Below are 26881 nucleotides of genomic sequence, written 5' to 3'. Positions count from 1 at the left end.
TCCTGATGATCATGATTCAATTTGGATGGTGATTATATATAAGCCTTTCCCGGAGGTTGACCTCTCGGGCAGGGTTATTTGGCTAACCTTTCACGGCTCCCTGGGTAAGACCGGACACGAACGGCTTCGTGGCCGCGAAGAACAGGATCAGGAGCGGCAGCGATGCGATGATATAGCCGGCAAGCTTCACTCCGTCGCCTTGATTCACGCCGCCCGCTATCGTGGTAATCGCCAGAATAACCGGCTTGACGCTGTCGCCCGAGGTCACAACCAGGGACCATACAAAGTTGTTCCAGATCTGCAGACCCGACATAATGGCAACGGTTGCGAGAATGGGCTTGGAGAGCGGGATGACGATTTGCGTGAATATCCGGACATCCCTGGCTCCTTCCATTTCGGCAGCCTCGTACAGGCTTTTGGATAGCCCCTCGAAGAAGGTGCGCATCAGCAGGACCCCCATCGCCGTATAGCTCGCCGCCGGCGGAAGCGCCTGGCCGATCAGCGTGTTGTACATGCCCAGATTCTTGATATTGATAAACTGCGGAACCAGGATAACGAAGCCCGGAATCATCAGCAGCATCACGATGAAGGTATAGAAGAAATTTTTGAACGGGAATGAAAATTTGGCAAATGCATAGGCAGCCGTCGATGACGCGGTCAGCGTAACGACGATGCCGATGAGCGTGATGATGACCGAGTTGACGATCGGACGCGATATTTGCTCAAACGCGCTCGAGAAATTATCCATATGCAGCGGCATCGAGAAAAACCAGGGATTTTCGTAAATTTGCATCTGATGCTTGAATGCCGAGACCAGCATCACGAAGAACGGATATAAAGACAGAACGAGAATGGCAACGGCGGTCAGGTTGATTCCCAAGCTTCCTTTTTTCATGCTGCACCCTCTAATCGATTTTTTCTGTATTTTTGATAAGCTTCTGAATGACGAAGGTCAGAATAAGCAGCACCGCGAACAGCAGCACCCCTATGCTCGAAGCATAGCCGAACCGGCCGTAGTTGAAGGCCTGGTCATAGATATGCAGGGATGGCGTGATGGTGGAGATCCCCGGCCCCCCATTCGTCAGGATGTAAGGAGCTTCGAATACCTGGAAGGCCTGAATGAGCGAATACATGAGCACAAGCCGGATTTGACTGGCCATGAGCGGAAGCTCGATGGAGAAGAACCTCCGGATCGGGCTTGCCCCCTCGATCCTGGCGACCTCGAACAGATCCTCCGATATCCCCTGCAAGCCTGCCAGGTAAAGAAGGAAAGGCAGCCCCGCAACCCAGGGGAACCCTACAAATACGATGGCCCAGAGCGCGGTTGAGGGATCTCCCAGCCAGGAATGCTTCAGGCTTTCGAGTCCCACGGTATCCAGCAGCTGGTTGATCATGCCGAAATCGCCGGAATACATCCACCTCCACAGCAGGACGAGCACCATCATCGGAACGACAAGCGGCACGATGAAGCCGATTTTGAGAAAATTCTGCAGGGCGGCGTGCTTCACGCGAAACACGATCAGGGCGACGATCATCGGAATCGTCAGATTAACCAGGATGGTGGCGATCGAAATTTTGAATACATTCGCGAAGGCGACCCTTATTTTCTCGTCCCTGAGCAGTTCGGCATAGTTCCCGAAGCCGATGAATTTATTGATATTAACTCCGTTCCATTCGAACAGGGATTCAAATATGGCTGTGAAGAAGGGATAATACTTAATCGAGGAAAGCAGCAGTAAAGCGGGTATGAGGAAGATATAAGCGGTTCTGTGTTTCCATATCCGGTGGAATAACCCTTTCCCGCGAGGCTTGCTGTAAGCGAATTCATTCATGGGTGCCAGTCCCTTCTATATCCAAACTCTTCTGAGTTTATTATAGAAGGGGCCGGGATTCCCGGGCAATGCGACAGATTTATGCGCTTGGGTGTAATTTTTTACTCTGAAACTGCGGGGATGCGGACGATGACCTCCGTTCCGCTTCCCTCTACGCTGCTGAGCGTAATTCCGTAATGGTCCCCGTAATAAAACCGGATCCGGTCATGCACATTCTTGATTCCTACTTTGCCGGAAGCGTGGTCGGACTGGTCCAGACTGGAATGGTCAGCCAGACGTTTGTTCAGAGCGGCTAGCTGTCCGGTTGTCATGCCTACCCCGTCGTCCCGTATGGAGAAGACGAGATCCTCCCCTTCTTTGCGCGCCCCGATGATCAGCTCGCCCTTGCCCCGCTTCACTTCGATGCCGTGAAATACGGCATTCTCCATGATCGGCTGAAATACCAGCTTGATCATTTTATAGGCAAGCAGCTGCTCGGGAATATCCAGCCGGAATGAAAGTTTATCCTCAAAACGGATCGACACAATATCCAGATAATTCCTTATGTGCCTGATCTCTTCAGCCACGTCAACCTTAATTCCCCCGGCCTTCGTGCTGTAGCGGAACATATCCGACAAAGCCCTGGCGATTTCGCTCACCTTGGGCACGCCTTCTACGGCGGCAATACTGTTGATGGTCTCCAGCGTATTGTACAGAAAATGAGGATTGATCTGCGCCTGCAGCGCGTTCAGCTTCGCTTCCCGCTCATGCAGCTCCGCCTGGTACACCTGCTCGATCAAATATTTGATCCGGCTGATCATCTCGTTGAAGTACCGTCCAAGCTCCCCGATCTCGTCTTGGGACAGCCTGCTTGTCTGTACGCTCAGATATCCCTGGCTTACTTTCAGCATGGCGTTCTTCAGGCGCTTAATGGGCGTGACCAGGCCGACGGACAGAAACTGCGAGACGACTACAGCCAGGCCGAAGCTTGCCAGCACGAACAGCAGCGTAATATCGCGCATCCTGCGGCTGTCCGACAGCAGAATGGCGAGGTCATTCTTGCAGTAGACGTTCCAATCGACCATTTTGAGCGAGGAAGCGGTAACCAGATATTTCTTGCCGTTCTCCGGCACGACCATATAACCCTCCTTATTGTCATCCGAAACGCTAAGCGCGGCGGATATCGGACGTCCGATCTGCCGGGAGTCGGTATCGTAAACGATTTTGCCCTCCCCGTCCGCGATGATCATGGAGCCTGAGGAGTCGAGCATAAGCGGCTCAAGAAATTTTTGCACTTCCTTCAAGCTGAAGTGGAGCATGATGTACCCGAGAGCCTCCTGCGGCCTTTGCAGATCCGAAACCTTTCTTATATAGGTCAAATGAAAGTCCTCGACGTCCTTCTCCTCCGGGACAAGACTCTCGGGCAGCCATGCCTGCGTTAAATACGGACCGATCAGCTTATCGCTGCTGCGCCCGCCACGCATTTCCAAGAACCATGGCTCATTGCCGAAAGGATAGGTGGGATCTACCGTTTCCTTGTTCTGATAGAATACGTAGCCCTGTTCATTCAGCAGCGTGACCGATTGAATGATTCCGCGAAAATTATAAAATTCCTCCTGCCTCAGAAACAGGGCATTCATCTCCAGCTGATTGCGGATCCTGCCAAAATTATCTGCGGTCCGGCTTGCTTTCCAGAGCTCCTGGAAGTTATCCTGATAGGCCGTATACGAGTACTGCTCGATCTGAATAAGCAGCTGGTCCATATCCGCCGTGACCGTCTGCATCAATTTGGCGTTATATTCCGCTGTCCGGTTCTCCACCAGATCAGCATACCAGCTGTATGAGAACCAGCCCAGCAGCGCAAGAGGAATGAGGCTGACCGTCATAAAGCTGAGCAGCATCTTGGTCTGGATGCTCTTGCGGAACGCGGGCAGCCGTATCATGCTTCCCGCTGTCCGTCTGCCGGTGAAGCCGGAGGGCTCTGCCGGTACTCAGACGGCATCTGCCCCGTGTGCTTCCTGAACAGCCTGCTGAAATAACGGCTGTCCGCATAACCGACTCTCTCACCGACCTCAGCGATCTTCATTCCGGAATCTGTCAAATATTCCTTCGCTTTCTCCATCCTGGCGCGGGTCAGGTACTCGATGAAGTTCTCCCCGATAATTTCTTTGAACATGCTGCTGAAATAACTGGAGGTTACATGGAATCGGGTGGACACGGAATTCAGGCTGATCTCTTCCGCAAAATGCTCCCGGATGTACTCGGCTGCAAGCAGGACGCTCCGGTGGACATCGCCCTGGGAGGAGCCGGCCATGAAATCGCTGATTTTCCCCAGGAAGCCTCTGAGCCATCCGGTCATACCGGGCAGATCTTCATAGCTGTCTATGCCCAGGCAGAAGTCGAAGCCGGCCTTGACGATATTCTCATCGAATGAAGGCTTGGTCAGCATAAGCTTGACGGCATCTGACACAACGGACAGGAAAAAACTGCGCGCATGCTTCAGGGAAGCCCCTTCTGTATGCAGGTAGTACCCTTCGATGTCGGCGATAATGCCCTCATAAGCGTCCGGGTCGTCCCGGATCAAAGCCTCGTTCAGCTTCTTCTGAAGATGCAGCGGATATTTGTAGGAGAGCTGCTCCTCCTCCTCCCGCGAATACGGGATAATATCCTCCGCCTTGCTGAAAGCATGCCTCTCCGACACGCTAAGCGCCTCTTGATAGGAGCGGCTGATCAGCTGCATATCCGAGGCCGGGACATGATCGCCGAGAGCGCCCCAAATGCCGGAGACGTTTTGCTTTTTGAGCGCCCACCAGATGTTTTTGGCATACTTGTGGACAGCCGTCCCATTCTCGCCAAGAACGACTGCGCTCAGCCGCAGTGGACTCCGTTCCCATATAATAAGACGCCGGCCAGCCGTGCCCCAAGCAGCTGCGGCCCGCTCTAACAGCCCCGTTATCGCCTGTATGTCATATTGATCCTCGTCATAATGGATCAACAGCGCCGCCGCTTCGCCCGGCTCAATGCCCTGCAGCTTCAGCGCTTCGCAGAACTTCCGGGCAGAGGGCAGGTCGCCGCAGCGGCATATATCCCCTGCAAGTCTCTCGAGGACGACCGCCAAATGGCCGCTTGCCGTATTCTCCTGCATTTCTAAGCTCAGCTTCCCGGCTGCCTTCTCGATCGTTTTGTTAAGCTCTGCAGGGTTGATCGGCTTCAGAATATAATCAATCGCATCCAGCTGGATGGCTCGTTTGGCATATTGGAAATCGCTATAGCCGCTTACGATAATCACCTTGAGGCGGGGAGCGATTCTGAGCATTTTCTCCGCCAGGCGCAGCCCGTCGATCCCCGGCATCCGGATGTCCGTAATCAGAATATCGGGCATGCGCTCCTCTGCTATTTGAAGCGCCTCCAGTCCGTCGACCGCCTCGCTGTCGCATTCCAGATTCAAGCGCTCCCACTCGATCATGGCTTTTAAACCTTTGCGGATCCAGGACTCGTCGTCCGCGATCATCACTTTAAACAAGGGGTTCACCTCCGGCCGTTGTATTTCCTATTATAGTCAATATGAGGAAATAATCACGAAATAGATTGAACGCCAAGCGGTAGATTCCTGGAGCAAGCTCATAGAAAAGGCGACCGTTCCCGCGTCCTTATCATAGTAGGTGGCCGAAATATTGGTCCCCGTATTGGTGGATGCGATAATGCATGGACAGCAAGAAGCCCTGTTATGGATGAGGAATCCATAACAGGGCTTCTTTATGCCAATATGCGCTTAATTATTCAGTGCAGCCTGCTGCTGCAGCTCCCGCCACACGGTTTTATTGCTGTAGCGTTTGCTCTGGCTGATATCTTCGCCGAACCAATCCGGGGCCTCAAACTGCAGCGCTTCTTCGATGGAGTCGAATTCGACTTCTACCACCAGCAGCTCCAGCTGATCATACTCGTCGATTTCGATAACATTCGATCCCCAGTCGGCGGTTGTCCGCTCTTTCGTTAGCGGAACCGCCAGAAAGGCTTGGGTGAGCTGCTCATACAGGCCCTCCGATATGGAATATTCAATCTCCTCGCGGCTGATTCCATGCCCCCGCTTGAACGTTTGCGTATATTCGACGTCACCGGTGACCAGATCGGTAATTCTTCTGACCCTCAGCTCCTGCGTGTCCTCAATCGCCAGATAGGTCTGCTCGATCCGCCTGCGGGATCGTACGGCAAGCTCCCCGCTCTTGATAAGAGCTTGCGGATACTCATGAAGCAGAAACTTTCGCTCAATTTCCAAAGCCATAGGATCGATTCTCCTCTATATGTAAGGGTCCTTTTCAAGACCATCATATCACAATCATTCCCGGTTTCTAAAATTATCAAAAGCTTTATTGCAAGCACCCGTTCCTGCTTGTCCTTCATTTGCGGTGCGATTTTACCTGTGATGCGCCCCTCCAATTGGCCGACGAGGTGACGCCGTCCTGCTAACGTTAAAACTCTCTCATATCGTTGACAGTAAATCCCTCTCTCCCTTATCATTCCTATGACGGCTCAATGCAGACTAATTCAGTCTGCTTTAAACCCGACTGAACCAGTCATAATTGAAAAAGGAGAGAAATGATGAAAATTTCCTCAAGAGGGGAATACGCGCTGCGGGCGTTGATTGTATTAGGCCAAAGCTATCCCCATCTGTATGCGATCAGCGAGCTTTCACAAAAAACGCTCGTAACGGAGAACTATCTGGAGAAGATTTTGCTGCAAATCAAAGGTTTGGGTTATGTGGAAAGCAAAAGAGGCCATCAGGGCGGCTATCAGCTGGCCCTTCACCCCAGAGATATTGTCGTCGGGGATGTGATCCGCAAGCTGGAAGGGCCCCTGGCGCCGATGGGCTGCGCAAGTGTTACGGCCTATGAGCCCTGCGAGCTCGAAGGGAGCTGCATGCTGAAGCCATTGTGGGTGCTGATTCGCGAGGTCATCGCTTTCGTTCTGGAGCAAACGACTCTGGAGGATCTGATTACAGGCAATCTGAAGAAACCAGACAGCTTTCATTCTATAAGCGGGGATGTGGCTTTACCATGACCAGAGGCTCAGCTTTTCTGAACAGCCTGAACGATAACCGGAACGTCTGGATGAATGGTGAACGGATCGAGGTGGGCAGCCATCCCGCATTCCGGGGGACGCTTGCCACCATTCGTGAGCTGTTCGATATGGCGGATCATCCCGATACCCGGGAGCAGCTCGCCCATTACGATTCGTCGACGGACAGCTATGTACATCATGCTTTTCTGGTGCCCCATAATAAAGAGGATCTGGACAAAAGGTCCGCCGCCGCCCGGATCTGGTCGGAAAGCACGTTCGGAGTCATGAGCCGCCTGTCGGATTATGCCCGCTCCCGCTTGACCGGCTGGTATGCGACACGTCAGAGCTACACCATCTTCGACAAGCAGTTCGATGAGAAGATCGCAGCCTATTATACGGAAGCCAAAGCCAGAGATCTGTTTCTTACCGCTGTCCAGCGGGAGCCGCAGACCGACCGGTCGAAAGCGCTCGGCGAGGATCCCGACGCCATTCTGCGCATTATCAGGAAAACCTCGGAGGGCGTAATCATCCGCGGAGCCAAAATGATCGCGACAGCCGGGCCATACGCCAACGACTTTATCGTCTACCCTGTCCAGAAAATCCCGCAGTCGCATCCGGAATGCGCCAACATGCTGATTGTTCCGGCAAGCTCGGCCGGGCTGCATATCTTATGCCGGGAATCCTTTGCCGAGAATCATCCCAATGAGGATCACCCGCTGGGCTCCCGGTTCGAGGAGATGGATGCGATCCTGTTCTTCGACGATGTCCTTGTCCCATGGGAAAGGGTTCTCCTGTATGACAATCCGGAAGCGTTGTGGAAAATAAGGACGAACCAGGCTTCGAACAGCCTCGCCTATCACCAATCGATTGTCCGCTTGCAGACCAAGCTGGAATTTGTCGCAGGCATCACGTTCTTCATTGCCCGCGAAATTGGCGTGGATGGCTATATTAATGTACAGGAGAAGCTGGGCGAGCTTGTCTCGCAGATCGAATCCATCAAAGCGCTGATCATCGCCTCCGAGGTGGAAGCCAGGCTGGATGACTTCGGGAATCTGATTCCCAAGTTCAGCTACATTGAAACAGCGAGAAACCTGGGCACCCGCTATTATCCCCGGGCCATTGAAATTCTGAAAACAATCGGCGCGGGCGGCTTCATCCAGGTCCCATCCAGCTGTGCGGATCTCGAGAGCCCGATTGCCCACCTGATCCGGAAGTATCTGAACGGCACAACGGTCAATGCAGATCAGCGGGTACGGCTGTTCAAGCTTGCCTGGGATTTGATCGGCAGCCAGCTGGGCGCCCGCCATGAGCTGTATGAGCGCTTCTACGCTGGAGATCCCACGCGGAATTTTGCCAATCAATATGTGAATTTCGATAAAACGGGGTTATATGCGAAGGTCTCCGCCTTCCTGGATCGAACGGACAAGCTTAGGGCGCAGCCATCCGTGTAGAGGTTCTGAAGACAAAAAAAAAAACCTTGCAGATACAAGGAATTTTGGTTATTGCATTATGGTCGGGATGACACGATTTGAACATGCGACCCCCTGGTCCCAAACCAGGTGCTCTACCAAGCTGAGCTACATCCCGTTATGATGGCGCGCCCTGAGAGATTCGAACTCCCGGCCTTTTGATTCGAAGTCAAACGCTCTATCCAGCTGAGCTAAGGGCGCAACCTGATTGGTGCGGACAATGGGCACTGTGCCCATAACCCTCTTCTTGCTTCAAATACAATCATGGTGCCGTCGAGAGGACTTGAACCCCCAACCTACTGATTACAAGTCAGTTGCTCTACCAATTGAGCTACAACGGCACAGTTATTAAGGAGTGAATATTTAGGGCCTAGAACAAGAATATAACATGTCCCCAGCTATTTTGACAAGCCCTCTTCCGAAAAAAAATTTGGACATGTAGTTACCTTCAGAAGCAGCGGGAAATCCCCGGCTGCTTCTTTGGCATTTCTGTTCTTATTTCCGCTTCATCACGAAGACTTTTCTATAACCCTTCATGATATCATTCTCTATTCGTCCTCGCTTTTCAAAAACATATGATCCTCTTCATTGTCGCGGATTGTTTTTTGCAGCACCAGGCAGGCAACGATCAGGAAGGCGCCGCCGATGGCATAGTAGCCTTTCACATGGAAGGGTTCTTCCAGCGTATACAGCCCGATATACTCAGCCAGGATGGCGATTAAGAAACCGGCCCAGGCCATAAAAGTAAAAGCGGAGGTGTTGCGGCTTCTGTAGTTTGGCGATTGATCCTTCAGAAATTTATCCTCATCGTTATCTCTGGCAACCTTCTGGAGAAGAAACGAGGTGATGATGATCAGAAATCCGGTGACCGCATAATAGCCTTGTACCGACAGCGGTTGCTTCAAGGTATAGATCCCGACGAATTCGAAGCCGCATGCCAGCAGGAATGCCGACCATGCCATGAAGGTATACGTAGGTGTATTGCGTCTGCGGTAAAAATTCATCGTTTTACGTGATTGTGTCTGTGCTTGCGGCTGCTGCTGCATGGTCTCCATGTGAAGCCCTCCCGTTTGTTGGCTCGTTATTCTTGATGTCCTTATCTTATAAGGAATACCAGGATTGCATAAGTACCATCTTTTTATAGTACCTGCTCTTAATCCCCATCGTATGCTTCAAGTCATCACCCCATCAGTTTCAAGGCAGCACAAAGAAAAAGCCCGGCCACTTCCGGACGGATCCGGATGAAGCCAGGCTGTTGGACAATCAGGTATGGGTTGCAACCTCGTCCCACTCCTGATCCATATAGGCCGTGAGCCAGTTCAAGGCGCGGTGCCTCTCATAGACGACGCTGCTGTCCAGACCGGCCGGGAGCGGTTTGTTATGGAGCCGGGCGTCCACGCATGCCCAGTCAATCCTGTAGATAAGATCGGCGGCATCCAGAATCTCGCTTTTCAGCCGCATCCTTGCATCTGCCAGAAAAGCGTCATAGTTATCGTATCGGTGCAAAATCGACACGGCAGCCTCTACATCACATATGCCGGTAGGCGTATCCAACTGATCCACATACCCAAGAGCCCACAGCATGACCCAAAATCCTTCATAGCACCAGGCGAACTGCACAATCTCCGTTTGATCCGGATGCTCCTTCCCGATGAACAGGCTCTCCCGGGGGGAGAAGCAGGATGAAGCATTAAACTGATTCATCACCTGGTTGATCAGCGAGCGTGTCTCCTCAGGCGTATAATCAGTACCGCAGCACTCGCCCTTCAAGGCGACAATGCACAGTGCGATCGCACGTTTGGCGGATTCTTCTTTGCTGCGGAGCATGACAGCGTCTTCAGACGCAATGACCGGCAGGCTTCTATTGAACGGTATGCCCTTTTGCGTGAGCAGCCTTTCGGATCGTTCCTTGCGCTGCAGCGCGAAATCCCTAACGTTAAGGTCGTTGTGCAGATAGCTGGTGTGAGCGGTTACAGGCATGTCCTCGATTTGGGAGCGGCCGTCGATATCCATAATGAGTTCTCCCTTTTCATTCAACAGTCTGCGGTCATCCATCAGGATCATGCCGTTTAACTGCTGCGTGATGTGGAGGAGCTCCGAGTAGAACGGCTCCGCTATCTTCTTCTCGGCTTTGACGCCAATGACCATATTAAGCGATGAGATCTGGAGCAGCAGCTTCTTATGAAGCGTTTCATTCCCGGCTCTGATCCTGCTGAAGAAATATCCGATTTCATCGATCATTACCGTGAATGCTTCCGGGTCGGCCCGGCTGGTCAGTACCGTAAACGTATTTTCAGTTTTACTGAGCCATGTTTTATGCAAAACCTTGATTTCCGTCTTGTCCACATTCATTTGTATAGACGCCTTTGGATATAGACTCTCAATGATGCCGGCAACCTGATCCACATTAAACTGAGTACTGTATATGGCACAATTTTTCACAAATGATCACCTTCTTTTGTTGTGTGGGGGGTGATCACAATTATATTTGCTTTTTACGATTCCTTAAAGTTAAATTTTTGCAATATTGCTGCCAAGGCATCTGCTGCTGGTTCCGCTGACGGTTATCTGGTAGGATAGAATGAAAAAAAGAGGTGGAGCCAAGTGGCGAAGAAAAATAAAACAAAGCCGACCCCCAAGGCGGAGCCCCAGGATAAACCGGCAACGCTGAAGGACCTGCTGCGCCCTGATGTTCTGGAGCAATTAAAAGCGCAAAGCGATGCCTTGAAGGCCGATGAGGCCAAGGCGCAGGAAGAGCAGCGGCTCCGGGCGGAGGAAGCGGCCAATGCCGAGAAGAAACGGCTGGAGAATGATTTTGGACATCTGCTGAAGAACAGCAGCATGGACTGGCGGAAGCACAAATAAGCGATGGAGGCCTGTCCTCCACCGCTCTCTGCTTATGACCGTTCAGGACGAATGCAATCCGATGGCTGCCGAACATTACGCGCCGAAGGGCTGTCCCGTTGGAGCCGGACGATTGGACATTCTGGCCGGCAGCTGCCATGCCGTGAGCACCGCAAGCAAGACAAAAACAATATCCATCCCGCCGAAGAACTCAGCGAAATGTTCACTGAATAAGGAAATCACCTCATTATCGAACATTCCGATCACGCCGCCATTGATCATGTAGCCGAACATAAAATATTTGCCTAGCAAAATCCCGGCCAAGCTGCCGATAACCGCAATTACCTGATGTCCCCGATTCGCCTGTCTGCTTGCGAACAAGGTTACCCAATACCCGGCCAAGCCTCCGATAGCCCATGCGACAAGGCCGATTTCATAGTCCGTGAGCACCACGATAACCGCCCACAGCACCCCTCCGATGACGGCAGCCAGCAATGCGCCTGCCAGAGGCAGTATGATTCTGTTGTTCTCCACTCGCAATCCCCCTATAACCGCTATTATTCTCTCTATTTCTTGACTTTAATTCATTTATATTATCATAGAATATTCCTGTTTTCGACATATTTTACTAAATGTTTAAAGAGGGGTACGACCGGCTGCATGCTATTCGAAGGCAGGATTTGTTTGCACCCCGAACGTTTATTATAATAGGTCTAATAAACCGAAGGGGCGTTAAGCGTTGAAGAATCTTCTGGTGACCGGCTACCGCGCGCATGAACTGAATATTTTCAACCAAAAGCATGTGGGCATTCCCTATATCCAAAAAGCCCTGACCCGGCGCCTCTTCCCTCTTGTTGAAGAAGGGCTGGAATGGGTCATTACACCCGGCCAGTACGGTGTGGACTTGTGGGCCTGCGAGGTCGTGATTGCATTGAAGCATACCTATCCGCAGCTGAAATTATCCATTATCGCGGCCTTTCAGAATCCCGAGGAGAAATGGAACGACGCCAAGAAGGAATATTACAATGAAATCCTTAAAGGTGTGGATCATTACGCCAGCGTCAGCAATCAACCGTACAGCGGCACCTGGCAGTTCGCCGCCAGAGACGATCTGTTATTCCGCAAAACAGACGGCATCCTGCTGGTCTATGACGAGGATGCCGGCGAAGGAAGCCCCCGCTTCTACAAGGAACGGGCGCTGAAGAAGCAGCAGGCGGAGGGCTACCGCTATATCAACGTCAGCTCGGAGGAAATCCAGGATATCGCCAATGAAGAGAGCTACGAGGACTCTTCTTATAATGGAATGGCTTGAGCCGGGTCAGCGATTGACCTGCCGGGAGGACAGCCCGGAAGCAAAAAAAGAAACCTGCCCTGCCGCCCTGAAGCGGCGGAGCAAGTTTCTTTTTTTACGTCAAAGCGGGATGTTCATCCTCGACAGCGCTCCCTCGAATGAGACATCAATGGTGTCGTCACCCGTAACATAGCGCCACAGCTTCGCCCGCGCCACATGATCGAGACGCCCTTCGTTGCCCTGCCAGATCTCATACCCTCTATAAATGATGTTGGATACTTCCTCGTCCCGGTAGCCCTCCGTATTGAACAGCCCACGCTGCTCCTGGCCGGGGCGCAGCCGCAGCTTGAACACATAACGCGTGTCGTCCGTGTGGTTCGGCTGGGCGCAGTGCCAGATTCCTTCGTGAACGAAGAACATGGTGCCTGCCTTGGATACCATCCGCTTCTGTCCGACGATGTTCTTGTACCGTCCGATGCTGGAGGTGTTGACCCGGCGCAGATGCGAACCCGGCAGCACCAGGGTCGGTCCCATCTCATCAGGCGCATCATGGGCAAAGTAGAATGCCTGAATGTCAAAGCCGTACTTGCGCGTATTGATGATCGAATCGGCATGCCATTCCTGCGCCTTGAGATGCTTCGGCTGCACGATGTGCAGGGCGGAATGGTCATAAACCGGATAATGGCCGACCAGGCTTTGGATAATCCCCTTCACCTGCGGCAGATTGAATACCTGCTGCATGTACTGGGAATTCTGCCAATATCCCCGCTGCTTGACGCGTCCGCTGCGCTGCTCCTCATCCACCAGCCTGTTCAGCTCATCCGGCACAAGGTTCTCAATATGCAAATAACCGTCGGTGACGAAGGAGGCCATTTGCCTGGCTGTCAGCAGATGCTCTATGCCCACGGGCTGCGGCTTCTGCTCAGACTTCAGCTCGCTTCCAATGATGTTCATGATACTGCAACTCTCCTCTCAAGCACATATTCATAGGGCAGATGACCGCTCTCATGCTCCGCTCCCCTTAGATAAGTGGGAGCAGGAGCCAACTGAATGACAAACCAGCCGTTTCTCATGGCATCGATGACCGATTTATAGGGAGGCTCATTCTGATCCCCCGTATTCATCTGCAGCTGGCCGGCAGGCAGCGCGCCGTCGTATAACGCCCAGGCCACCGTATGGGAATCCAGATCGGGCATAGCAAGATGAAGAATCAACAACTGCTGTCTTTCATTGGCCATAATGCGTATATCCTCCTCTATGGGCAATCCCCAGGCATGGGGACTGCCGCCTTATTCAAGTTGCAATTATGCAAAAAATGATCTTGTAACGATCATATGCCTGAACTTCTGGTTGTATCCTTATTTCGTGCCTTCATAAGCGGTCTGCATAAGCTCGAGGTAGCGCTTCAGGTTCAAGTTGTCCAAGCCTTTGACGTAAGCATCCCAATCCTTGTCGAGATCCTTGGCTCCCGTGACGAATTGCAGAGCGTTCTGATCGATATAGTCCTTGATATTCGTCTTCATCATCGCCACTTCATCGGCTGTCGCCGGATCGATCCAGATTGCCCAATGCGGGAACAGGTTCTCCGGCTGCTTGCCGTCATAGAGTTCTGTCGCCTGCTGCAATCTGCGCTCATAGCCTTCGGAGGAATAGATATCATCGGCCGCTACCCAGCTGTCCCTGTACTCCTTCGGATTGTAATATTGCGCCATTGCACCCCAGCTGGTGTTATGCGGCTTCTCATCCTTCTTGAGCGGAATGGTGGTGAAGTAAGGAGCAACCGCTTCGTTAATGGCTTTCTCGCCCTCGGCAGGCTTTCTCCAATCCACCCCTTCCTCGCCAAAGTTGGCACGAAGATTCCCTTCCGGCGTCATCATATAATCGACTAATTTAATCGCCGCGATCTGGGCTTCTTCGCTTGCCTTGTTCGTCAGCACGAAGGTGGCGCCGGGATCGCTTGGATAGTTGTAAGTGGCAAAAGAAGCCTTGGGTCCCTGCAGCGGTGCCACCGGATCGTAATCCGCTCCGTAAGGGGCATCGTTGCCCGTGGTCACGAAGATGCCCGGATGCATCGCCTCACCGGCGCCAAGGATTTGAATCTCCGCATTGTCGCCGATTTTCTTGTAGGCTTCGCCATTCTGCGTAAAGGCTCCCGGATCGATCAGACCCTCGTCATACATCGACTTGACGAAAGCAAGGCCTTCCTTCCACTCGGGCTTGTTGGCCGCAATATCCACTTTGTCGTTGTCCAGCAGCAGATAGGTTCTGTCGTCGTCATAGATGAAGCCGTTCATAAAGTAAGGAATAATATGCTCACCGGACTCTCCGTTGGCGCCGCTAAGCGGCACTTCATCCGCCTTGCCGTTGCCATTGGGATCCTGCGTTTTGAATGCTTTCAGCACGGCTTTGAACTCTTCGGAGGTCGTCGGCATCTCAAGGCCAAGCTTATCGAGCCATTTGGTATTCAGCCACATTTTGTTCGGGAAGGAACAGTGGTAGCATTCGATCAGCTGGGAAAGCCCGTAAATATTGCCGTCCGGCGCGGTATTCATCGCCTTGTAGAACGGATATTTATCCATAGCCGCTTTGATATTCGGGGCATATTTGTCAATCAGATCGTTGAGCGGGAGAACGACGCCCTGCTGGGCGAAACGAAGCAGGTCCGTCTGCGAGAAGCGGTCTACCCACGGGATCAGCATGTACAGGTCGGGATAGTCGCCGCTGGCAAGCGAGATTTGTCTTTTCTCAGCTGCGCCATCATACGGAATGGTCTGCCATTCAAACTGGATGTTGAACTGCTTTTCCGCTTCTTTGGTGAAGGAATTGGTTGTGAAATCCGTTTCGGGGTTTTGTTGGGCGAAAATCGAAATCTTAACCGGAGCCCCCGCCGCATCGCCGCTGCCGGCATTTGCATTGCCTTCCGCAGCCGTACCGCCTGCATTGGCGCCATTTCCGTTATTGGCGGCGCCACCGCCGTTTTCCTTGGAGCAAGCAGCCAGCACCAGCGTACAGACAAGCATGAGTGACACGATCAAAGCCATCTTCTTTTTCACTCTAATCCCTCCCGTTTGTGTAATCATAAGTCCCCCTTTACACTTACATACAAACTCCCCCTCTCAAGGCCATTCGCCTGATTCGTCAGCCCTTAACGGAGCCGATCAGCATGCCCTGCACAAAGTAGCGCTGAACGAACGGATAGATGATGAGCACGGGCAGGCTGGCGACGACAATCAGGGAATATTTCATCAAATCCGCCATTTGCTGGCGTTTGAGCATTTCCGAAGCCTCCATATTGCCGGTAGCGGTATTGAGGATCAGAATGTTGCGCAGCACCAGCTGCAGCGGATGAAGCGCTTGCGACTTCAAATAGATCAGGGCGTCGAAGTAAGCATTCCATTGACCCACGGCATACATCAGCACCAGCACCGCAATGATGGGCTTCGACAGCGGGATGACAATACTCCGCATAAATCTCAGATCGCTGCAGCCATCCATCTCGCTCGCTTCCACCAGCTCGTCCGGGATGGAGGATTGGAAGAACGTCCGGGTTATAATGACCTGCCACACCCAGATGGCCTGGGGAATAAGCAGCGCCCATCGGGTATCGATCATGCCAAGCTGCTTGACCACCAGATACATCGGGATCAAACCGCCGGAGAAAAGCATGGTGAATACAATGAAAATCATCAACGCATTGCGCCCGAAGAACGATCTGCGCGACAGCGGATATGCCAGAACAACCGTCAACGACACGCTTATGAGCGTCCCCGCGATGACATAGAACAGGGAATTCCCATAGCCCGTAAGCACCTGGGAGTTCTCCAGAACCGCCTTGTAGCCGACCAGGGAAAAGTCAATCGGGAACAGCCATACGCGGCCGGACGATACGGCATTCGGACTGCTGAGCGATGAGCTGAAGATATAAATAAGCGGGTACAATACAACGAGCAGTACGGCTATCAGCAGGATATAGACGATTGTCAGAAAGATCCGGTCCCCTAGAGATTCCCGGATGCGGACTCGGCTGGTTTGCATCTTTGGATACTCCTCTCTCTTACCAGAGACTATTATTGGATATACGGCGTGCCAGTGCGTTGACCAGCACAAGCAGTATAAGATTGATGACGGAGTTGAATAATCCGACTGCGGTAGCGAAGCTGAAGTTGGCATTGAGCAGCCCGATTTTGTACACATAGGTGGCTATGATTTCGGATGTGCTGGTGTTGAGCGGATTCTGCAGCAAATAAATTTTCTCGAAGCCGATCGCCATAATATTGCCGACGGACAGGATCAGGATAATGACAGCCGCCGGCAGCAGCCCCGGAATGTCAATATGAAGGATTTTCTGCATTCTGGACGCGCCGTCAACCCGGGCAGCCTCGTAGAGCGCAGGGTCCACACCCGCAAGCGCCGCCATATAGATGACTGCGGAATAACCGGCCGTTTGCCATACATCCGACCACACATACACCGACCGGAAAATCCCGGGGTCACCCAGAAAGTTCACCGGCTCCATTCCCATGTTCTGCATGAGTATATTGAGAATGCCAAGCCGCGGGGATGTCAGAAGCATAATGATAGAGACCATCACGACGGTAGAAATAAAATAAGGCGCATACGTTACCAGCTGCACGGCGCGCTTGAAGAAGCCGCTGCGAATTTCATTAAGCCCCAGCGCCAGCAGAATGGGTATCGGGAAGGCGACAACCAGATGATAGAGGCTTATAATCAGCGTGTTTCGTATCAGCACCCAGAAGACCGGATTGTCAAAAAACAGCCTGAAATGCTTGAACCCCGCCCATGGACTTCCCCAGATCCCTTTAACAATGCTGTAATCCTTGAAAGCAATGACCGCATTAAGCATGGGGACGTACTTGAATATGATGAAAAAAAGTACAGGGGGGATAATGAGCAGGTAAAACTGCCAATGTCTTCTAAAGCTTCTTCTGGCGTCAGCACGAAGCTTTGCCCCTCTTAAGGCGGTCGTTTTTTTTCCAGGCTGCACAGCCCTAACCGTTTCCATGGATTCCCTCCTCATCGTCTTTTTCGTTATCGTGCATACCGTTTTTCATAGAGAAAGGCGGGCAGCTGGAAGGCATGCTGCAACCCGCTGCAATCCCATTCGAAATGGTAGCGCTTTCTTTACGCAAATATTACGGGTTAGCAAGCACCTGCGTAAAGGTACAGTTGAGAAATCGGGGTACAGCAGCATGCTGTACCCTGATTTTTCCAGTGTACGTATTGCTGAAAGATGCGGCTGCAGCCTGCCATGGTGGCACATGACCAGATTTGTGACGGACCGCATGCCGATGAATGGGGTCATAGGCAAGACCATACGCGAGGAACCGGAATACCCACTGTTAACCGGATGAGGCTTGAGGCTTCATCCAATCGGGAAGCAGGCATATAAACCATTCGAAAGCTTTGCAGGCGGGCATTGGCAATAAGTCAATCTTGCGGCGCCGCAGCACGGTTTTTCCTGCTTGCGGGGCCTTCAACCGGGGCAGGGGGACATGCAGGCAGGTTTTTCCTTGCTGGGGCAGCCCGTTTAGGCCTGGCTGGGTTCCGGATCCGCGCCGCAGCACGGTTTTACCTGCTTGCGGGGCCTTCAACCGGGGCAGGGGGACATGCAGGCAGGTTTTTCCTTGCTGGGGCAGCCGTTTAGGCCTGGCTGCCTCCGGACCAGCGCCGCAGCACGGTTTTACCTGCTTGCGGGGCCTTCAACCGGGGCAGGGGGACATGCAGGCAGGTTTTCCCTTGCTGGGGCAGCCGTTTAGGCCTGGCTGGTTCCGGATCCGCGCCGCAGCACGGTTTTACCTGCCGAACGATCATCAATGCAGTGGGTTCATTCTTAACCGTTTAAGAAAAAAACCCGACCTGATGGGGTCGGGCTCACGATGGGGAATGGTTATTCATTTGTGGATTTGCGGTATAGACTGGGGGAAACGCCCAGGACGCGCTTGAACGCCCTGCGAAAGGAGTGAGAGCTGTTATAGCCAACCTGAACAGCAATCTCATCAATTGTCAAATTGGAGTCAAACAGCAGGCCGGAAGCATGCTTGATCCGGATTTTCTCCAAATAATCCGAGATAGGCTCACCGGTCTGCTCTTTATAGAGCTGGGAAATATATTTCTCCGGCCTGCCAACCGAGTCGGCGATCTGGTATAGAGACAGATTTGCGTCTCCGTACCTTGCTTCAACGGATTTTCTTATTTTGTCCACCGTTTCATTTTCTTTCTCGGTCTTCTTCCTTACGATGAGCTCGCAGATTTGTTCAATAATTTCTTCCAGCTCGCTGCGTACCTGCTCGACGCCTTCCGACAGCATGATCTGAACAGTCCGGTTCTTCAGGTGCTCGGATTCATCCGGATCCTGAATCACCTTCTGATCGATCAGCTTCAGTATCGTCCCTTTGATCTCCCCGATGAGCTGCTGCGACATTTCCGCGGACAAGCCGCGCTCGGCGAAGTTCTGTACGAAGATCTGATCCACGATCCGCTTGGCTTCCAGGGTTTCCCCTACCTTCAAGGCGCTCAAGAGACGCATTTCCTGATCAATCGGATAATAATAGGTTGTGGTTTCCTTCCAGGTCTCGTGATACCAGGTAATACTTCCGTCACTGCTTGCGGCGGCCCCGTAATCCATCGCCCGTCTTGCCTCCTCGAACGATCGGCTGATATCGGATAGGCTGTGGAAGGAGGAGCCTACGGATACCGAGATGGATATGCGGTATTCCGTTTCCAGAGTCGCTCTGAGCCCGGCGATCTTCTTCTCGTAATCCTTCCGCTGTTCCGTGCCCGGCTCCGAGGCAAATGTGCTGATCACCGCGATTTTGTCGGAATCCATATCGGTTATGGCTGCTGCGGCATCAATCGTACGCATGGTTTGTGTAATCAGGAGACGTGCGGCCTGCAGCTCATTAAGAATCTCTTCCGTATTCATGCCGCTGTAGCCGTTAATCCGGATCATGCCGACATAACCGTAATCGCCTTGAAATTCCGTGCCCGACTGTGAAGAGGCGGCCCGGATTTCGTGCAGCGAATGGAACTCTCCCCGGAGAATCCGCTTCATGAAGGCATCCCGCACAAGCGGAATCTGCCGGTTCAATTCCGTTTCCAGCAGCCGGTTGTCGCTTATCAGACTCGAAATATTGCCGTGCAGGAAATCATAATCATTGTAAGCGACATACGAGTCTTGACCGATTTGCTCCCGCACAATGCGGACGAGCCGGTTGATAGGCGTGCTGTTGCGGTAAGCCAGGAGCAGACAGATCAATAGACCAATCACAAGCGCGACAACCGTAACCGTCCACGTAATATGCTGAATCTTGTCGGCCTGCTCCATCAGAGCCTTTCGCGGAATGCCGGCAACATAGACCCAGCCGTTGCTCTCCGAGCGGACGGTTATCCGCAGCGTATCATCGATGAATTCCTGGGTCTCCATCTCCTCGGGCGTTGTCTTTAGCCCCAACTGGTCAATCTGCTCATTGTCGATTCCCGCGGAAGCGAGCGGCTTCCCATCCTTGTCCGTTATATACGCCCAACCCCCGTATTGGCTGGAGAAGCTCATCAGCATGCTGCTGATCTTGGACTCATCGATGACCACAACTACCGTTCCGCTCGGTTTGGTGAAGCTGTTCAGCGGGAGGGACTGAATATAGGTCATGACGAAGGATTCCGTCTTGTTGCGGATATACGAGCGCAGAGGCAGAATCGTATCCTGATGGCTCGTCTGAATGATCGTCTTCTTCCATTCATCGAACGAGAGACCGCTGTAATAGTTTTGCTCATAATAATGAAGCGGACGGTAATAGATGGTTGCGGGGGTCAGCACAACGTCATAATTGTTCAGATAAATATAATAGTTTTGCAGAAAATCATTGGTCTTGTCGTAATAGGATACATCCCGCCAGGTCTTCCATAACCCATAAATATTATAAGAGTCCTTCTTTACATTTTCATTCATGATCAGCGCGATATCCTGGTTAATGGCCAGCTGTCTGGTGAAATTCTGCACCTCAGCCATCCGTCTCTCCAAAATATCCTTGCTTTGCTTGAGCAGCAGCAGGCTCGTGTCAATTGAATTCTTCTCAGCGGCGTCAATAGAAGTCCGATACGTGATATATCCCGCTATATTCGGAATGATCAGAATGATGAGATAGGATAACAGAAATCTTCTGAACGTTTTGGAAAACCTGGTTTTCATCATTTAGCCGCCCCTTATTTTTGAAAGCGATTCCATTTTCATGGTCAATGGTGGGTCTTCCCCGCGAGGTTATAAATTTACTTTACAACAGGTTGCGGAGCTAGGCAAATGCGGCTTAACCCCGCCACGCAGCGCCGCATCATGCTCCTGCAGCTGAAATTCAGGCATCGACTGGCTGGCGCAAAAGAAAAACTCCCCCGGCTCAGGAGGAGGTTGAGTCAGGGTCACTTTCATCCTGTACGGTCAGCACAAGCTTGCCGATGTTTTTGTTTTCTTCCATGCGCCGGTGGGCTTCGCCGACCTCCTCCAGCGGATAAACGGTGTCAATAATGGGTTTCAGACTCCCGTCGGCAAAAGCAGGCAGGGAATCCCGGACAAAATCGCGCGTTAGCTGCGTCTTATATTCGACGCTCCGCGTGGAGAGCAGCGTTCCGATGATGGTGATCCGCTTGGCGTAAATCGCCGCCAGGTCTACATTCTCCACCTTGGAGCCGCCAAGCGAGCTGATCAGCACCATCCGGCTGTCGACAGCAAGGCTGGCGATATTCCGCTCCCAATAGGAAGCGCCGATAAAATCAAGAATGAGCTGGACTCCCTGTCCCCCTGTTGCCCGCCTAACTTCCTCGTCAAAGGAAGATTGCTTGTAGTTAACCGCAATGTCGGCGCCAAGGCTCCGGCAGACCGTCAGCTTCTCGTCGGTTCCCGCAGTGACAATGACCTTGGCCCCCTTATGCTTTGCAAGCTGAATGGCAGCCGTCCCTACTCCGCTTGCTCCTGCATGAATCAGCACCCATTGACCGGCCGCAAGACCGCCCTGCCAGAACAGGGTTTGATAGGCCGTCAGGAATACTTCGGGAATGGCCGCCGCTTCCTCGAAGGACAGCCTGTCAGGGATGCGCATCGCCATCTCCCCGGGAATGACGGCATATTCCGCGTATCCTCCGCCGGGAAGCAGCCCGAATACGCGGTCGCCAGCCTTCCAGCCTTCGCAAGCCGCTCCCGCCTGCTCAACTACCCCCGACATTTCCAGACCCAGAATCGGGCTTGCGCCTGCAGCTGCCGGATAAAGCCCCCTGCGCTTGAGAATATCCGCCCGGTTGATGGCCGCGGCTTTTACGCGGACCAATAGCTCGCGATCCGCGGGAGCCGGCTTCGGGTACTCCCCTGCCTTCAATTGTTCGATCCCTCCGGGCTGTTCAACTATTATTGCTCTCAATAGGACATCCTCCTTGATTCATAATCGGGACATATCGATGCGTTATCCCCCGTGTCGAGCTCATGGTGCTTGAGTGTTTTCTTTTTTAGTTTAGCACTCAAGTATCGACGACTCAATTTTCCCTGGGAAACTTGACTGCCCCTGACGGCCGGGCAAATCTTCATCAAACAAGAAGAAACGGCCTGAGCAGGAAGAGAAGCATCTCCCGCTCAAACCGTTTCTTTGATTAACATGATTGACTATTAAGCCCTTGAATCACCTTCTTTGTTAAGCCCGGACAACAGCTTTGCCTGAATATCCGGCTGCACGTCGACAGAAATTGGACCGTCCGGAAGGGCTCACCCCAGCTCTTGATAAAATTTCCTGAACTTCCCCGGAGGACAGCCTACCTGCCGGCGAAAAAGACTGGAAAAGAATGTAGGATCCTCATAGCCCACCAGAATCGCAATCTGAATGACCTTCTCATCGCTTTCCATCAAATATTGCTTGGCCCGGTTAATGCGGATTTCATGCACACGCTCCGTGAGCGTCTGTCCTGTTTCTCTTTTGAAAATACGATTCATTTGACGCGTGCTTATATTAAATAGTTCACATATGGAGGATATGGACAATTTTTCGGCATAGTGATGCTCGAGAAAGCCGTTAACCCGGCGTGTTAATATCCGGTTGTGACTGCTCCGCTGGAGCCTGGGTTCCGGCTGGAAGGATGTATTCTGGCTTTTGTAGCGCGACAACAGCACCAGAAGCTCCAGCACCAGAATTTTAATCAGGGTATGATGGTTGGCTTGCTTGAATTTCCACTCCAGCTGTATGCAATTCAGCAGTGATATGGCGCGCATGCTATCCTGCTTTTTGAGATTCAACCGGTTATAGCGGCGCTCCCCTTTATTCAACAAGGAGTGAACATATGAACAGTCCATTAAGGTTGTGATTTCCAGCTGCCGCAATAAACTCTCCTTGATGAACTCGGAGTTAAACTGGCATTTGATCATTTCAAATGGTTTGCCTTGTCCTACCTCATACCTGTGAGTTTCACCCGGATTGATAATAATGACATCACGAGTATGGATATCATAACATTCCCCTTCACAAATATACCTCGCATCGCCCTGTACGATAAAAACCAGCTCAACAAAATCATGCTCCTGCATCGATGGACTATTATGTTGATCCAGAAAAACACGGGAGATCGAGAAGGGTAATTTATGTTCATCCAAATATGAATGATTCGAGTAATTGAGCATGCCAACTCCCCTTTGCATAAGTATGCTGAAGTTTGAGTAGTGAACACTCACCCGGATTGTACGATCACTCCATTAATTGAATGACTTGAATCTGCTTGCCTCTTAGTTGATTTATTATATCCGGACTGGTCTTGGCATCAGTGATCAGATGATGAATACCCTGCCAGCCGTTTACAGAAACGAAGGACTGAATGTCGAATTTGCTGTAGTCTGCCAATACATACACTTCTTCAGCCATCTGCATCATTTTTTTCTTGATCCTCGCCTGCATTTCATTGGATTCGCTGATCCCGCGTTCCAGATGCACACCCTTGCAGGAGATAAAGGCTTTATTCACATGGAAATCATCCACTGTTTTTTCAGCGATCGGACCCACGAAGGACAGCGAATGCGAGAGCATAGTACCGCCTGTATTGAAGACCTGAATATTCTTCTTCATGCTGAGCTCCAGACTCACCTTGAGTGAGTTGGTGATGACGGTTAACGGAATGTCAGGCAGCTTCGAGGACATGTACCAAGCCGTTGTGCTCGCATCCAGAACAATTCGCTCATGAGGTGCGATGTGCTGGATAGCCGCTTCGGCAATTTTGCTTTTTTCCTTGATATTGGTTATCTCCCGTTCCTTGTAGGAGATTTCCGGCGTATACGTTCGAATCCCTAGCGCTCCCCCGAAGCTGCGGTAGAGTCTGCCTTCGCTTTCCAACCTGCCCAAATCCCTGCGGATCGTTTCCTCCGTTACCTGGCATAATTCGCTGAGCTCCGTTACCCGAACGCTCCCGCGCTCATTGACCAGGTCGACAATCCGCTGGTATCTCACAGCAGCAAGCATGATTTCATCACCCCTTGATCTCCTCTGCATTCATGGCCGCCCGCTTATATCTGGTGTAATAAATCAGGTATATACCGACACCTCCGATGCAGATCAGGATAGTCCAGCCCAGCGCATCCAATATCACGGATCGAACAAGGACGGAAATCAGCCGAATAACAGACCATATGAGCATCTGGATGCCGATCACGAGCCAGACGCGGCGAAACAGGCAGCCTGCCAGGTAGCTCTTGTGATAGACATGCTGTACAAAGAATACGCAAGCGAGCCATAGAATACCCAACAAAAGAAAGGAAAAGTTGTCAATCGCACGCCATGCTGAAGGATTGATATTGAAGACGATCAGCAAACTGGAAATCAAATCACGCAGCTCGAACCACAGATAAATCCCCAGAGCACTTGTCGCAAAGGATAGCAAATAAGAATAAATGCCCGCCTTTGCCTGTCTGTTACTCCTTTTCAAAAACTCATCCATGGGAGGATTGATCCTCCCACTTCATCCTGACCGAATCGAGCAGCATAAGCGTATAGGCTCTTGTTTCTTCACTATCGACAAGCCGTGTTTTTCTTAAATACAGGGAAAGCCGCCTCAGTCTTCTTACATAACTTCTTTTCGCCGCCTCCTGCAGCTTCCGGGACTTCACATGGTCTCCTCGCTGATGCAGCTTCATAATCCGCCCGTTATACCTGGCCTTCCATTGCTCAGGAATATCATTCAGCGTTGCTATCCGCTCCAGCTGCTCATGCTTGCTGACGACAAGTACGCCGGTTATGGTTCTGAGGTACCATAGCAAACCTGCCATGGCCAGTCCCAGAAGAATAAGAAAGCCAAGGATGGTAATTAGAATAGGCGTCATAAATGATCAACTCCCCTCAAGCTGAGTTCTCCAGCGAAATGACAGGCGGAGTAATGACCCTCATCCACCTTGACCCAGGGCGGACTTTCTTTCTTGCAAACATCCTGGGCATAGGGGCAGCGCGGATGAAAATAACAGCCGGACGGAGGATTGGCGGGATTGGCCACCTCCCCCGCAAGGATAATCCGGTTGGATTTCTTCCGGGGATCCGGTATCGGTTTGGACGACAAGAGCGCTTCCGTGTAGGGATGCATGGGACGGTTGAACAGCTCCCTGGTGCCGGCTGTTTCCACCATCTTGCCGACATACATGACGCCGACCCGATTGGAAATATGCTGAATGACACCAAGATCATGGGAAATAAACAAATAGCTTAAATTCAGTTTGGCTTGCAAATCCTGCAGCAAATTAATGATTTGGGCCTGCACGGATACATCGAGGGCGGATACCGCTTCATCACACACGATAAACTTGGGATTCGTGGCCAATGCACGGGCAATACCGATCCGCTGTCTTTGCCCTCCGCTGAAAGCGTGGGGATATCTCTCCATGTGGCGGCTGTTTAGCCCGACGAGCTCCATCAGCTCGCGAACGCGTTCCTTCAGTTCGTCTCCGCTGGCCAGGTTATTGCATACCAGGGGCTCCCCCACGATATTCAGTACGGTCATTCTTGGATTAAGCGAAGAATAGGGATCCTGGAAGATAAGCTGCATATCTCTTCGTATCGCACGCAGGCTCTTGGTATCAAGCTTCGTAATATCGACCATTTGCCCATTGCGCTTTTGAAACTGCGCTTCGCCCGAGGTCGGTTCAATAGCCCGCAAAATACAACGGCCCAGGGTTGTTTTACCACAGCCTGACTCCCCGACCAAACCAAAGGTTTCCCCGGGACCTATAGACACGCTCACATCGTCAACCGCTTTGACATAGCCGACCGTCCGCTGAAAAAAGCCTTTTGTAATCGGAAAATACTTCTTCATCCCCTTGACGTCCAGAACCCGTTCCAATGTTTCCATAGCCGCCTCTTCTCCTCTACTCCAGGTTTACTTCAGCCAGCACACATCTGACGCGATGCCCTTCCTTCACTTCAATCAAGGGAATGTCCTCCCGATTGCATACCCCATCGATCGCATGCTTGCACCGTGTATAAAAACCGCATCCCGCCGGAAGATTCATCGGAAAAGGTACTGTTCCTTCAATGGATTCAAGCCGCTCATTTTCTCTATTAATGGTTGGTATCGAATTAAGCAGAGCCTTTGTATAAGGATGCTGCGCTCCATGGAATAAGGTATCGACATCTGTATATTCCACAACCTTGCCCAGATACATGACCGCCACCTCATCCGACATCTCGGCAATGACCCCAAGATCATGCGTGATAAAGACGACAGACATATTATTCCTGGCCTTAAGCTCATTAATTAAATACAGAACCTGCGCCTGTACAGTCACATCCAGCGCAGTTGTAGGCTCATCGGCGATCAATATCGAGGGCTTGCAGGAGAGCGCCATCGCGATCATCGCCCGCTGTCTCATTCCTCCTGATAATTGATGGGGATATTCGTTCATCCGCTGCTCCGCATTGGACATCCCGACATTTTTCAGGGTCTGAATAGCAATTTCTTTAGCTTCCTCCTCATTATTGGTAATATGAAGCATTATGGCTTCCATAATCTGATTCCCAATCGTATGAATGGGCGAGAACGCCTTCATCGGTTCCTGAAAAATCATAGCAATTTCGCCGCCCCGAATATCGCGGATATCCTTTCCCACTGGATCAAGCTTGACCAGATCCGTAACTCTGGCCTGATCATGATCCTTCTTCCTGCTCAGCAGAATTTGTCCTTCCACTTTTCCCGGCTTGGGTACGATGCGTAATAATGCCTGGGAGGTCACGCTTTTCCCGCAGCCGCTTTCACCGACGATCCCGAGCGTTTTCCCCCGCTTAATCGTTAAATCCACGCCATCCACTGCTTTCAGAATACCCTCATCCAGATGAAAATGTGTGGTGAGATCCTTCACTTCCAGAACGATATCCCCGCTAACAACCATGGAA

The 26881-nt window shown here is 51.8% G+C and carries 25 protein-coding genes, 3 tRNA genes and 1 pseudogene; 4 read left to right on the top strand and 25 right to left on the bottom strand.

The window, feature by feature from the left end; all coding sequences use genetic code 11:
* Nucleotides 1-82: 82 nt before the first annotated feature.
* From AC0YOB_RS31870 to AC0YOB_RS31850, 5 genes are all read right to left on the bottom strand, one after another.
* The gene (locus AC0YOB_RS31870) at nt 83-895 is read right to left on the bottom strand and encodes a carbohydrate ABC transporter permease (RefSeq protein WP_210044684.1); all 813 of its coding nucleotides are present in this window, start codon (nt 893-895) and stop codon (nt 83-85) included.
* A 10-nt stretch (nt 896-905) separates the two neighbouring features.
* A complete protein-coding gene (locus tag AC0YOB_RS31865) occupies nt 906-1832 on the bottom strand; it encodes a carbohydrate ABC transporter permease (protein ID WP_475796206.1) in 927 nt (308 codons plus the stop codon).
* Nucleotides 1833-1933: 101 nt separating this feature from the next.
* A complete protein-coding gene (locus AC0YOB_RS31860) occupies nt 1934-3754 on the bottom strand; it encodes a cache domain-containing sensor histidine kinase (RefSeq protein ID WP_475796205.1) in 1821 nt (606 codons plus the stop codon).
* Nucleotides 3751-5325: a response regulator gene (locus AC0YOB_RS31855; RefSeq protein ID WP_475796257.1), complete on the bottom strand. Its 1575-nt coding sequence runs from the start codon at nt 5323-5325 to the stop codon at nt 3751-3753. The genes AC0YOB_RS31860 and AC0YOB_RS31855 overlap by 4 nt, the downstream gene beginning before the upstream one ends.
* A gap of 258 nt (nt 5326-5583) precedes the next feature.
* The gene (locus tag AC0YOB_RS31850) at nt 5584-6093 is read right to left on the bottom strand and encodes a CYTH domain-containing protein (RefSeq protein WP_475796204.1); all 510 of its coding nucleotides are present in this window, start codon (nt 6091-6093) and stop codon (nt 5584-5586) included.
* Between the two features lie 317 nt (nt 6094-6410).
* On the opposite strand from AC0YOB_RS31850, the gene AC0YOB_RS31845 reads away from it, so the two are divergent.
* The gene (locus AC0YOB_RS31845) at nt 6411-6869 is read left to right on the top strand and encodes an RrF2 family transcriptional regulator (protein WP_475796203.1); all 459 of its coding nucleotides are present in this window, start codon (nt 6411-6413) and stop codon (nt 6867-6869) included.
* Entirely contained in the window at nt 6866-8320 is a 1455-nt protein-coding gene (locus AC0YOB_RS31840; protein ID WP_475796202.1) for a 4-hydroxyphenylacetate 3-hydroxylase family protein, read from the top strand. The genes AC0YOB_RS31845 and AC0YOB_RS31840 overlap by 4 nt, the downstream gene beginning before the upstream one ends.
* 59 nt (nt 8321-8379) lie before the next feature.
* Here the strand turns inward: AC0YOB_RS31840 and AC0YOB_RS31835 are convergent.
* The 6 genes and pseudogenes from AC0YOB_RS31835 to AC0YOB_RS31810 all read right to left on the bottom strand — a co-directional run bounded on the left by AC0YOB_RS31835 (nt 8380) and on the right by AC0YOB_RS31810 (nt 10780).
* Nucleotides 8380-8456: transfer RNA gene (locus AC0YOB_RS31835), tRNA-Pro, on the bottom strand.
* A gap of 6 nt (nt 8457-8462) precedes the next feature.
* Nucleotides 8463-8539, bottom strand: a tRNA-Arg gene (locus AC0YOB_RS31830).
* Between the two features lie 64 nt (nt 8540-8603).
* Nucleotides 8604-8679 (bottom strand) — tRNA-Thr (locus AC0YOB_RS31825).
* A gap of 207 nt (nt 8680-8886) precedes the next feature.
* Nucleotides 8887-9078 carry a YiaA/YiaB family inner membrane protein gene (locus AC0YOB_RS31820; RefSeq protein ID WP_475796256.1) on the bottom strand — a complete coding sequence of 64 codons (192 nt, stop codon included), beginning with the start codon at nt 9076-9078 and terminating at the stop codon, nt 8887-8889.
* 84 nt (nt 9079-9162) lie between these two features.
* Nucleotides 9163-9300: pseudogene (locus AC0YOB_RS31815) on the bottom strand (YiaA/YiaB family inner membrane protein); the annotation flags it as partial.
* Between the two features lie 301 nt (nt 9301-9601).
* Nucleotides 9602-10780, bottom strand: coding sequence for a DUF4272 domain-containing protein (locus AC0YOB_RS31810; RefSeq protein ID WP_475796201.1), 1179 nt, complete (start codon nt 10778-10780; stop codon nt 9602-9604).
* A 162-nt stretch (nt 10781-10942) separates the two neighbouring features.
* Here AC0YOB_RS31810 and AC0YOB_RS31805 point away from each other — a divergent pair, with 162 nt between their 5' ends.
* Complete coding sequence (locus tag AC0YOB_RS31805) at nt 10943-11203, top strand: YqkE family protein (RefSeq protein ID WP_475796200.1); 261 nt, start codon at nt 10943-10945, stop codon at nt 11201-11203.
* A gap of 75 nt (nt 11204-11278) precedes the next feature.
* Here the strand turns inward: AC0YOB_RS31805 and AC0YOB_RS31800 are convergent, their stop codons facing one another.
* A complete protein-coding gene (locus AC0YOB_RS31800) occupies nt 11279-11716 on the bottom strand; it encodes a hypothetical protein (protein ID WP_475796199.1) in 438 nt (145 codons plus the stop codon).
* 205 nt (nt 11717-11921) lie between these two features.
* Here AC0YOB_RS31800 and AC0YOB_RS31795 point away from each other — a divergent pair, with 205 nt between their 5' ends.
* A complete protein-coding gene (locus AC0YOB_RS31795) occupies nt 11922-12494 on the top strand; it encodes an SLOG family protein (protein ID WP_475796198.1) in 573 nt (190 codons plus the stop codon).
* A 99-nt stretch (nt 12495-12593) separates the two neighbouring features.
* On the opposite strand, the gene AC0YOB_RS31790 is transcribed toward AC0YOB_RS31795, so the two are convergent.
* The 13 genes from AC0YOB_RS31790 to AC0YOB_RS31730 form a co-directional block, all read right to left on the bottom strand.
* A complete protein-coding gene (locus AC0YOB_RS31790; protein ID WP_475796197.1) occupies nt 12594-13427 on the bottom strand; it encodes a phytanoyl-CoA dioxygenase family protein in 834 nt (277 codons plus the stop codon).
* On the bottom strand, nt 13424-13711 hold the full coding sequence (locus AC0YOB_RS31785; RefSeq protein ID WP_210044705.1) for a hypothetical protein: 288 nt from the start codon (nt 13709-13711) through the stop codon (nt 13424-13426). The genes AC0YOB_RS31790 and AC0YOB_RS31785 overlap by 4 nt, the downstream gene beginning before the upstream one ends.
* A 120-nt stretch (nt 13712-13831) precedes the next feature.
* A complete protein-coding gene (locus tag AC0YOB_RS31780; protein WP_475796196.1) occupies nt 13832-15526 on the bottom strand; it encodes an extracellular solute-binding protein in 1695 nt (564 codons plus the stop codon).
* An 85-nt stretch (nt 15527-15611) separates the two neighbouring features.
* Complete coding sequence (locus tag AC0YOB_RS31775; protein ID WP_475796195.1) at nt 15612-16508, bottom strand: carbohydrate ABC transporter permease; 897 nt, start codon at nt 16506-16508, stop codon at nt 15612-15614.
* 19 nt (nt 16509-16527) lie between these two features.
* Nucleotides 16528-17496, bottom strand: a complete 969-nt coding sequence (locus AC0YOB_RS31770) for an ABC transporter permease (protein ID WP_379114651.1) — start codon at nt 17494-17496, stop codon at nt 16528-16530.
* An 885-nt stretch (nt 17497-18381) separates the two neighbouring features.
* Nucleotides 18382-20682: a helix-turn-helix domain-containing protein gene (locus tag AC0YOB_RS31765; RefSeq protein ID WP_475796194.1), complete on the bottom strand. Its 2301-nt coding sequence runs from the start codon at nt 20680-20682 to the stop codon at nt 18382-18384.
* Nucleotides 20683-20881: 199 nt separating this feature from the next.
* Entirely contained in the window at nt 20882-21895 is a 1014-nt protein-coding gene (locus AC0YOB_RS31760) for an NAD(P)H-quinone oxidoreductase (RefSeq protein WP_475796193.1), read from the bottom strand.
* 338 nt (nt 21896-22233) lie between these two features.
* Entirely contained in the window at nt 22234-23139 is a 906-nt protein-coding gene (locus AC0YOB_RS31755) for a helix-turn-helix domain-containing protein (protein WP_475796192.1), read from the bottom strand.
* Between the two features lie 64 nt (nt 23140-23203).
* Nucleotides 23204-23968: a DeoR/GlpR family DNA-binding transcription regulator gene (locus AC0YOB_RS31750; RefSeq protein WP_475796191.1), complete on the bottom strand. Its 765-nt coding sequence runs from the start codon at nt 23966-23968 to the stop codon at nt 23204-23206.
* A 7-nt stretch (nt 23969-23975) separates the two neighbouring features.
* A complete protein-coding gene (locus tag AC0YOB_RS31745) occupies nt 23976-24443 on the bottom strand; it encodes a hypothetical protein (RefSeq protein WP_475796190.1) in 468 nt (155 codons plus the stop codon).
* On the bottom strand, nt 24436-24825 hold the full coding sequence (locus tag AC0YOB_RS31740) for a hypothetical protein (RefSeq protein ID WP_475796189.1): 390 nt from the start codon (nt 24823-24825) through the stop codon (nt 24436-24438). Before AC0YOB_RS31740 ends, AC0YOB_RS31745 begins: the two co-directional genes overlap by 8 nt.
* Nucleotides 24822-25841 (bottom strand): ABC transporter ATP-binding protein, encoded by a 1020-nt coding sequence (locus AC0YOB_RS31735; RefSeq protein WP_475769939.1) that lies wholly within the window; start codon nt 25839-25841, stop codon nt 24822-24824. Before AC0YOB_RS31735 ends, AC0YOB_RS31740 begins: the two co-directional genes overlap by 4 nt.
* Nucleotides 25842-25857: 16 nt before the next feature.
* Entirely contained in the window at nt 25858-26877 is a 1020-nt protein-coding gene (locus AC0YOB_RS31730) for an ABC transporter ATP-binding protein (RefSeq protein WP_475796188.1), read from the bottom strand.
* Nucleotides 26878-26881 lie beyond the last annotated feature (4 nt).

Source organism: Paenibacillus sp. JT31N17, assembly GCF_056269255.1.
The sequence above is the reverse complement of the archived record's forward strand: the minus strand, read 5'-3'. Positions and strand labels throughout refer to the sequence as shown.